At 61.2% G+C, this 7150-nt stretch carries 14 protein-coding genes; 10 read left to right on the top strand and 4 right to left on the bottom strand.

The genetic code is table 11. The features are described 5' to 3' along the window. Positions 1-109 precede the first annotated feature (109 nt). Positions 110-958 carry a DUF932 domain-containing protein gene (locus tag AKG11_RS32585; protein ID WP_050747010.1) on the top strand — a complete coding sequence of 283 codons (849 nt, stop codon included), beginning with the start codon at positions 110-112 and terminating at the stop codon, positions 956-958. 199 nt (positions 959-1157) lie between these two features. Here AKG11_RS32585 and AKG11_RS34975 read toward each other — a convergent pair whose 3' ends face one another. Continuing rightward, positions 1158-1337: a hypothetical protein gene (locus tag AKG11_RS34975; protein WP_156334217.1), complete on the bottom strand. Its 180-nt coding sequence runs from the start codon at positions 1335-1337 to the stop codon at positions 1158-1160. 35 nt (positions 1338-1372) lie between these two features. Here AKG11_RS34975 and AKG11_RS34980 point away from each other — a divergent pair, with 35 nt between their 5' ends. Genes AKG11_RS34980 through AKG11_RS35260 form a run of 3 tightly spaced genes read left to right on the top strand, consistent with a single transcriptional unit; the run spans position 1373 to position 2572 of the window. Continuing rightward, positions 1373-1609 carry a hypothetical protein gene (locus AKG11_RS34980; RefSeq protein ID WP_156334218.1) on the top strand — a complete coding sequence of 79 codons (237 nt, stop codon included), beginning with the start codon at positions 1373-1375 and terminating at the stop codon, positions 1607-1609. Beyond that, the gene (locus AKG11_RS32590) at positions 1593-2180 is read left to right on the top strand and encodes a hypothetical protein (RefSeq protein WP_050747011.1); all 588 of its coding nucleotides are present in this window, start codon (positions 1593-1595) and stop codon (positions 2178-2180) included. The genes AKG11_RS34980 and AKG11_RS32590 overlap by 17 nt, the downstream gene beginning before the upstream one ends. Beyond that, complete coding sequence (locus AKG11_RS35260; RefSeq protein ID WP_050747012.1) at positions 2177-2572, top strand: hypothetical protein; 396 nt, start codon at positions 2177-2179, stop codon at positions 2570-2572. Before AKG11_RS32590 ends, AKG11_RS35260 begins: the two co-directional genes overlap by 4 nt. A 144-nt stretch (positions 2573-2716) precedes the next feature. On the opposite strand, the gene AKG11_RS32600 is transcribed toward AKG11_RS35260, so the two are convergent. The 3 genes from AKG11_RS32600 to AKG11_RS32610 all read right to left on the bottom strand — a co-directional run bounded on the left by AKG11_RS32600 (position 2717) and on the right by AKG11_RS32610 (position 3670). After that, positions 2717-2938, bottom strand: a complete 222-nt coding sequence (locus tag AKG11_RS32600; RefSeq protein WP_371260178.1) for a DUF7673 family protein — start codon at positions 2936-2938, stop codon at positions 2717-2719. A gap of 92 nt (positions 2939-3030) precedes the next feature. After that, a complete protein-coding gene (locus tag AKG11_RS32605) occupies positions 3031-3438 on the bottom strand; it encodes a type II toxin-antitoxin system PemK/MazF family toxin (protein WP_245290308.1) in 408 nt (135 codons plus the stop codon). Then, the gene (locus AKG11_RS32610; RefSeq protein WP_050747013.1) at positions 3419-3670 is read right to left on the bottom strand and encodes a type II toxin-antitoxin system Phd/YefM family antitoxin; all 252 of its coding nucleotides are present in this window, start codon (positions 3668-3670) and stop codon (positions 3419-3421) included. Before AKG11_RS32610 ends, AKG11_RS32605 begins: the two co-directional genes overlap by 20 nt. 488 nt (positions 3671-4158) lie before the next feature. Between AKG11_RS32610 and AKG11_RS32615 the strand changes: the two genes are divergently transcribed. The 6 genes from AKG11_RS32615 to AKG11_RS32640 all read left to right on the top strand — a co-directional run bounded on the left by AKG11_RS32615 (position 4159) and on the right by AKG11_RS32640 (position 6858). After that, positions 4159-4479: a DUF736 family protein gene (locus tag AKG11_RS32615; protein ID WP_050747014.1), complete on the top strand. Its 321-nt coding sequence runs from the start codon at positions 4159-4161 to the stop codon at positions 4477-4479. Positions 4480-4571: 92 nt separating this feature from the next. Next, on the top strand, positions 4572-5363 hold the full coding sequence (locus tag AKG11_RS35265; RefSeq protein WP_197284065.1) for a hypothetical protein: 792 nt from the start codon (positions 4572-4574) through the stop codon (positions 5361-5363). A 25-nt stretch (positions 5364-5388) separates the two neighbouring features. Further along, entirely contained in the window at positions 5389-5574 is a 186-nt protein-coding gene (locus AKG11_RS32625; RefSeq protein ID WP_050747015.1) for a hypothetical protein, read from the top strand. Further along, positions 5571-5879 carry a hypothetical protein gene (locus AKG11_RS32630; RefSeq protein ID WP_050747016.1) on the top strand — a complete coding sequence of 103 codons (309 nt, stop codon included), beginning with the start codon at positions 5571-5573 and terminating at the stop codon, positions 5877-5879. Before AKG11_RS32625 ends, AKG11_RS32630 begins: the two co-directional genes overlap by 4 nt. A 299-nt stretch (positions 5880-6178) precedes the next feature. Beyond that, entirely contained in the window at positions 6179-6433 is a 255-nt protein-coding gene (locus AKG11_RS32635) for a type II toxin-antitoxin system Phd/YefM family antitoxin (protein ID WP_050747017.1), read from the top strand. Beyond that, positions 6433-6858, top strand: coding sequence for a type II toxin-antitoxin system VapC family toxin (locus tag AKG11_RS32640; protein WP_050747018.1), 426 nt, complete (start codon positions 6433-6435; stop codon positions 6856-6858). The genes AKG11_RS32635 and AKG11_RS32640 overlap by 1 nt, the downstream gene beginning before the upstream one ends. Positions 6859-7150 lie beyond the last annotated feature (292 nt).

A 7150-nucleotide genomic window follows, 5' to 3' on the forward strand; every position in this document is an offset into this window, starting at 1 on the left:
TCCCCCCTCTGTCCGGGGGAATGTCAGAGGCCATTCCCCCGGAAAGACCGGGGAGGCTTCGCCCAAGGGGGCTTCCCCTGCGGGAGTTCGGGAAACATGGAGACAGAAAATGAGCATCTACACCCAGACCGCCCGTTTCGACACCGGCCGCGCCCTGACCGAAACCGAAATGCGCAGCTTCGCGCCGTCCATCTTTGCCGTGACCGCCCATGAGAGCAGGTCCGAGCGTTTCAAACCCATCCCGACCATCGAGGTGTTGCGCGGCCTCATGAACGAGGGCTTCATGCCGGTCGGCGCCAAGCAGTCCCGCAGCCGCACTGAAGGCAAGGCCGACTTCACCAAGCACCTCATTCGCATGCGCCGCATCGATGACGGCAAGGTTTACAATGTCGGGGATACCGTCTGCGAAATCCTCCTCAAGAACGCCAATGACGGAACCAGCGCCTACGAACTGATGGCCGGGCTCTTCCGCGTCCGCTGCCTCAATTCCTTGGTGACGCAGACCGGCACCATCGACGCCATCAAGGTCCGCCATTCCGGCGACGTGCAGCACAAGGTCATCGAGGGAACCTATCGCGTTCTCGGCGAGGCCGAACGCACGCTTGCCGCACCGCAGGATTGGTCGACCATGCGCATGAAGCCTGAGGAGGCTCTAATTCTGGCGGATGCCGCCCATGTTCTCCGCTTCGGAGACAATGAAGGCGAGACGACCACGCCGATCAAGCCGGAGCAGTTGCTTGTCCCGCGCCGCCACGACGACCGTGCGAACGATCTTTGGACGACGTGGAACGTGGTGCAGGAAAACGCCATCAAGGGCGGTTTGCGCGGCGTCGGTCGCGACGACCTCGGCAGGCCGCGCCGTGCGACGTCCCGCGCGGTCAACGGGATCGATCAGGATATCAAGCTGAACAAGGCCCTTTGGCTGCTTGGCGAGCGGATGGCCGCCCTGAAATCCTGATCGGGACAATAGGAGCGCCGCCGGCAATGGCGGCGCTCGCATCCATCACCACCATATCGGAGGGTAGACCATGAAGCCCGCGCATCCAGTCGTCATCTCCAATAGTGGGGAGATCACTGGCCATGTCCGTCCCATGGCATTGGCCAATGCAATTCACTCTCGCTTTCCCTCGTCCTGGGGCGGCGCATTTTTCATCACCTTAAACAATATTCGCGATTGCATCGAAGCCGGAGACCGATGGTTTGAGGAAGAGACTCCCGAGGGATTTCGGATTTCCACCGATAGCGGCTTTTCCTGCATCGTTCGGGATCGCCTTCACTTTTGCTCCCTCCCCCGCACGGCCGCCGCGCTCGAAACAGCCCCAGACGATGAATCCCAAGTCGGGAGCCTCATTGCATCGAAAGGCGGTGACGCATGAGCTACGCAATCAAAGTCCGCATGGTCGGGAAGAAAAAATGGTCTTTCCTAACCCGTCGAGGGACCAACCCTTTGCGCATCCATGCAGCCCAATTCGCGACCCCGGAAAAGGCCCAAACCCTCATAGACGACAACAGGGAAGAAAATCCGAAATGGGAATGGAAGATCGTTGACTTCAAGACCGGCAAACCCGCCCGCGCAGCTATTGGAGGCTCAGATGCAGGTAACGAATGAGATGATCGAGCGCGCCGCGAAGGCCGTCGAAAAGATGGTCAAGCAATCCACCTATGGGTGGTCCGATGAGCAATTTGAAATCTATTGGACAAAAGACCCGCGTTTCATCGAGCAGCAACACTTTTGGGGTGACGCCTTTGGGCGCGGGACTGAAAAAAATCGCTTTCAATGGAAGGTCCGGATCGCGCTTGAAGCCGCCCTTTCCCATGAAGAGGACACCGCACTGGCGGAGCTGTTGGACTCGCTGAAATTCGCCGTGGCGCGCGTAAGGGTGGCGAACGCCGAAGGCGATCCGATCCTCAGCGCATGGCTACCCGGCGCGGATGCCATTATCGCCAAGGTGGCGCGCCGCGCCGACGTCCCCAAGCCTTTGTCGGGGATAGGCAGCAGTGACGCCGTAATCGACGCGCTTCGGCGGGCCGAACGGTTCTTGTCCGGCTTTGAAGACGATCCTCTGCAGGACGGCATTGACGATGATCTCGAAGCGATCAGATCGGCAATCACCTGCCTGGAAGAAGGCATAGCGGCCAGTGCCGCTTTGAGCGAGCAGGGCGGAGGTGATCAGCAATGAACAAGCTTCGCTCCCTGACCCCGAAGGAGCACACCGCCCTTCAGGCTTTCGCGCTCGAGAACGGTCGCCGTTGGAAGTCAAAGCTGAACGACGATTGGATGAATGCCCGCACGACCGGCATATTGCAGGCGCTGCGCAATTCGCATGGTCCGAGCTGGCTGGTGTCCTATTCCTTGTCGAAGCCGGAGCCGGCATCCAAACGTCCGTCCGCTGTGATCGCTGTGACCGCCGACAATGGCGACATCTACGAAGCGACGAGGGCCTCGAAAAACGAAGCTTGGACGATCACCTATCCCGAAGGGCAAGATCGGTTTGCCGGAACGGAGACTGAGCTTCGCGCGCATATTAAGCGGCTGATTTCCAGAGGGCCAGCGGCGAAAAACGCGCCATAGGCATCCCTTTGCATTTACGGGATTGCGAGACTGTTCCGCGCCGGCGCTCGTGTTCCTGTCCCTTGCCGCATCGAGCGGCGCCGGCCAGGACGAGGGGTGCCCCGGAGCCCCACCCCTCGAACTCCCTTCCCGCCCATAAGACCCTTAGCTCTGGTTCTCGGCCCAGATCTCAGGCCGCCAAGTCTCGATAAGAGCCTCGATCTCGGCTCGATACTCTTCGGGGTAGAATGCCTGGGACTGGCGGCCGAGGCAGACGAACACAGTCCCCATATCGGCGGCGATCACCTGATCCACGCCGAACAGGTCCGTCAGATCGAAGCCGCCGAGGCGGTCAGCATTCCACCATGCCAGAAGAAATGCAGCCACACGCCGGGACTGTCCGGTGTCGCTTCCGGCGATTTACAGGAGCCGCTCGAATGCGGCGCGTTCATGATCGGTCATTGCCATGTCATTCCCCCCTACGATCGGTTGACGCCCTTGACCTGGCGGCTGGCCGAAGCTTGCTTGATGACCGTAGCGATCTTTTCCAGGAATGCCGCGCTCACGCTCCCAATAGGCTTGGTCGAGTCGAAATCGAATGCCTTGTCGAGTTCCACACGATTGTATTCATCGAGGATGATCCAGCAAGGAAACGACAAGCCCACGCGGCGGCATTCCATTTCCGAGAGCGAAAGGGAAATGCGCTCGCTCCGGGGTTCTTGCGATGTGATCGGGAAGAGATAGACCGCCCCCGGATTTCCGGGCGTGCGCACGACAATGCAGACCGGACGCGCTTTGCGGCCGGATTCCTCGCCCACGCTTGCTTGCCGCGCCCACAGATAATGGAAACGGACGACCTGTCCCCGCTCAAACATCGCGGCCTGCATCGTCGAGGATCGCGTCGATGCCGGTCATCAACTCATCGTGGATTTCGTCGGGCGCATCTTCCAGGCGGTATGCCTTCGCATGTGTCTCGCCCTTCAGGCGCTGATAGGCATCGGCCGTCAAGATCACCAGCTTTTGCTTGCCGCGCTTGGTGAGCGCGACGGGTTCGATAAGGGCAGCTTCGAGGATTTCCCCGGATGCCCGATTCATGTCGGAAAAGGTGAACTGCTTCATCGCCGGCCTCGATTCTGAATATACCTAATTTACGTATTCCATGCGAAATATGCAATCACAACGTAGGTTGGGCCACCGCCCGTTCCGGCCGGCCGCGCTCTATGCGAGCACGGAGCCAGCCTTCGGCCGTCTCCGCCGATCCCGGTAACGATCGCTTGTCCGGTCGGTGGCTTGCGCCCCCGGCACTGAGGCCCGGCGACGGGCCGCATCATCTCTTTCGCCCCTGACATCGCCGGCCGCCCGGATCAAGGGGCAGGCGCGGCAAGCCGCTTGTCGCGTCGGGAAAAAAACGGCTTTCACCGCTGCGCGCCGAACCTTCCGTTTTTTCCCCGCCACGACCCCTTGACCCGAACGACCGCCGCCATGGGGCGGGCTGCGCCCTCCCCCCTCTGTCCGGGGGAATGTCAGAGGCCATTCCCCCGGAAAGACCGGGGAGGCTTCGCCCAAGGGGGCTCCCCTTCGGGAAACGCAAACTCAGGAGACAGACAATGACCGAACTTTCCAACTTCATCCGTTTCAACGAAGACGGCACCCTCAGCGGCAATATCGCATCCATCGCCTATGACATCGACGTCGCCGGCGAAGCCTACGCCAGCACCAACAAGGATGCCCCGGTTTACCGCATCTTTGCCAAGTCCCCTCGCGGCCGACGCGTAGAACTCGGCGGTATCTGGAAGAAGAAGAACCAGAACGGCGGCGACTATCTCAGCCTCTCCGTCAGCACGGGCCACGGCAGGCTCAACGCCAATCTTGGCCGGTTCCCCGGTCAGGACGACGAAGACCTCATGGCTGTCATTCCGTGGGATTGATGGCGCGACCGAAACACTGGCCCTGCCCGAAGGGGAGCGATCCCCTTCGGCGTAAGCCGAACCTTCAAGGATGAACTCAGGAGGAGCAAATCGTGGACACGCCGAACACCGACACGATGGGCGATGCGCTGGTGGAGAACGGCTTCGCGCCGAACCTCGCCATTCTCGACATCAATAATTCGCTGGCCGTCCCACATGGCTTCGAGCTGCCCGAGCCGTGGAACCTGCCGTCGCGCATGTTCCGGCATCCCATCGAGGTTTGCCCTCCCGATGGAACGCAGCCGCGCAAAATAGGGCTTCGCCATCCCCTGCTGGCCGACCATCCCTATGTGCGGCATGTCGAAAACCTGTTGGGGTACGAGATAGACCGAAACGGCGCGCCGAACCGCCACGGCTATTCGAGCGGCCCGACTGCGCGCTGGTGGCACGCCGTCGACCTGATCACGGCGCGGAATTGGCGCGAATTGCTGGCGACGCGGGAGTTCACGGAGCGAGAGTGCATCATGCACGCCGTGGCCTTCGGGTGCCGCTATTCCCATCACGAGGACAAAAAGGCGTCGGGCTATATCTCCATCGCCGACGCCCGCAAGGTCATGGGCGCGGTCAGGGCAAGCGAACCCGGCGACCGAAGCGCCACCATCCGCGCTTTCTCTGCCCCGAGCGTCTGCCGTCAGCACAAGGGCAGCCAGCATTGGCCGATCTATACCGGCCGTCTATCCGCCGAGGCCGAGGCTTGGGGAATGATCTTCGGCATCGAGGACGGCTGGTTTCGCTATGACCGTGCCGGTTTCCTCCAGTGGTCCGCGTTGGGCCGCGAGCGTTACGCGGCGGGCGATAGCGCCACCTACATGCAGGCCAGCGGCCAAGCCGCCTTTTCCTTTTAGGCACTGGTCGGAACGGAAATCTCCAGTGAGCAAGCACACAGTCACCATCATCCAAATATTTTGCGCCGAGCGCCTCATAAACGTCGAAGTCGATGCGGCCGATCACGAGAGCGCCATCGAGGGGTTCCAGAATGGCAGCGTCGAGGTTCCGGACTTTGACGATCCAAGGTGGACAACGGAGTGGAATTTGCAAAGCGAGGCCTACGAATGAGCCGCTACACCGTTACCCTTCTGAAAGGCGAGAGAACGGACGACGAGGCTGTCATCGGCTTCGATCCGCCGCTACGCACCTTCTTTCTTCAGGGCTTCGAGAGCGATGACGATTTCGGCACGCCGGAAGTCTGGCTCGGCACGCTTTTGGAGGAATTCCCGACCTTGGAGGCGATCATCGAGGCGGCACGCCGGCAGGGCTACGAGGTCCGCGATCTCGATCACGCCGACATGATTGCGCTTCTGGCGGAGGCGGGCCACGACTATGAGCCATCCATCGCGGAAAAGCTCGGTTTCATCCGGTAGCAAACCCGCCTGCCCCTCCTCCCGACGCGGAGGGGCAGCAGTACCAGTGACCGCTTCGCACCCGCATCGAGCGGACGCGATGCGGTACGAGAGGAGCCCCAAAGCCCCTCCCCTCGCCCTCCCCTTCCCGCCCCGAAAGGCCCACGCGTCAGGGGACAATACGGATTTCTGTCGCTGCGTTGGTTTTGGGATTTTGTCTCAATTCGCACGGGACCGCGCTCTCGGCGCAGTCCCGTCTTGTAATTCCGGCCTATACGCGCTAATTGTGGTTACGTAACCACAATTGTTGGAGGCTTGTTATGGCCATCACCACACTTTCAGGCCGGGAACTCAATCACGACCTTGGCCGCGCAAAGCGCGCCGCGAACGGGGGGCCTGTCATAATCACCGACAGGGGGCGGCCAGCGCATGTCCTTTTGTCGTTTGACGAGTACAAGCGGCTTACCGGCAAAATGCGGACGCTCGGTGACATGCTGGCCGCGCCGGGAGCGGAAGACGTCGACTTGCCTCTCCCGCAGCGAACCGAGCATGCCCAGCCGGTCGATCTGTCCTGATGCTGTTGCTCGATACCAATGTCGTGTCCGAGCTGCGCAAGGTTGCGAGCGGCAGGGCGCATCCCAACGTCGTGGTCTGGAACGAAACCGTCGATCCGGCCGAAACCTTCATTTCCTCTGTTGTGCTGCACGAACTGGAGATTGGTGTGCGGCTGGTGGAGCATAATGATCCCGCCGCCGGCAAAGTATTGCGCAACTGGCTCGAAAATACCGTCCTCACGACGTTTTCGGGCCGAATCCTACCTCTGGACGAGGCGGCAGCCGTTCAGGCGGCCCGATGGCATGTGCCTGATCCAAAGCCGATCAACGACGCCTATATCGCGGCGACGGCGTTCACCCGTCGCATGACCCTGGTGACGCGCAACGTGAGGGATTTCGACGGCATGGGTGTCGCGCTCGTCAATCCGTGGGACCTCTCGGAATAGCATTCCGACGATTCGGTCCCGCCGTCATGTTCAGCGGTGGAAAGAGATGTTGAAATCGATTCATGCTTTCGCTTCCAACACGGTTGGCTGTAGCCCTGCGCCTGGAACGTGTTCGATCCGTTGATCCAACCACGCGCCTATGCGCGGGGCTGCAATCGGTTTCTGTCAGCCGACACTCTCTTCTTGTTCCGACTGTTTTGCGGCGGCGCAGCCCGTTTTCCAGCCGCAGCGCCGTGAGGACGGCGCGGCCGCGGCCGCAGCGAACCGGCCTTGCCGGTGAGCGGAGCAGGCG

The sequence above is a fragment of the Shinella sp. SUS2 genome (assembly GCF_001262505.1).
Taxonomy (GTDB): domain Bacteria; phylum Pseudomonadota; class Alphaproteobacteria; order Rhizobiales; family Rhizobiaceae; genus Shinella.